General features: G+C 46.8%; 1 protein-coding gene. It reads left to right on the plus strand.

What is annotated here, in order from left to right; translation table 11 throughout:
- A partial coding sequence (locus C7R94_RS29720; RefSeq protein WP_106786051.1) for a menaquinone biosynthesis protein occupies window positions 1-744 on the plus strand: 744 nt, incomplete at its 5' end.
- Window positions 745-812: the final 68 nt, after the last annotated feature.

Below are 812 nucleotides of genomic sequence, written 5' to 3' on the forward strand. Positions count from 1 at the left end.
TTAAACACAGCAATGGCGAATGGCGAGATTGACTTGGGACCGATTTCTTCGTTTAGCTATGCAGAGCATGCCTCCGAATACGTGGCATTGGCAGATCTGTCTGTCAGTGCCAAGGGGAGAGTAGGCTCCCTTTTCTTATTCAGCAAAAAGCCGATTGAACAAGTAAACGGTGCCAAAATAGCCTTGACCAACACATCGGCTACCACCGTGAATCTCTTAAAAATCATTCTCCATAAGTTTTACGAATATGAGATTTCCTACGTTACACAGGAACCTATTTTGCATGAAATGCTGGAGGCTGCTGATGCAGCGCTCTTGATCGGGGATGACGCCATTTCAGCTGAGCGAACGGCCAAAGACCTTTATGTCTACGACTTAGGAGAGCTGTGGCATCAATTTACGGGCTATTCCATGACTTTTGCTATTTGGGCTCTTCGTCGAGCGGTTATTGCCGATCATCAAGACTTGATCGCGGACGTCCATGCCTCTTTTTTAGAGAGCAAAAGGAAGACAAGGGCAAATTCAGCCCCATTGATTGACTACGTTCACACACATTTCGGTGGAGAGAAAGAGCAATGGATCCACTATTTCCAAGGATTACAGCACGATTTCGGTGACGTTCAGCGGATTGGACTGGAGTACTATTACCGATGCGCAGCGGAGCTGGGACTTCTATCGGCACCTGCAACCGTCGATCTGTGGCAAGCTGGCGGCCGACAGACCAATACTACGTTGACGAGATAGGTGGAACGGATGAATCTAGTCGATATTTACTTCAAGATGAAAAAAGATGTCCAATACATAGAAGATGA

It is taken from the genome of Brevibacillus sp. NRRL NRS-603, assembly GCF_003013445.1.
Taxonomy (GTDB): domain Bacteria; phylum Bacillota; class Bacilli; order Brevibacillales; family Brevibacillaceae; genus Brevibacillus; species Brevibacillus formosus.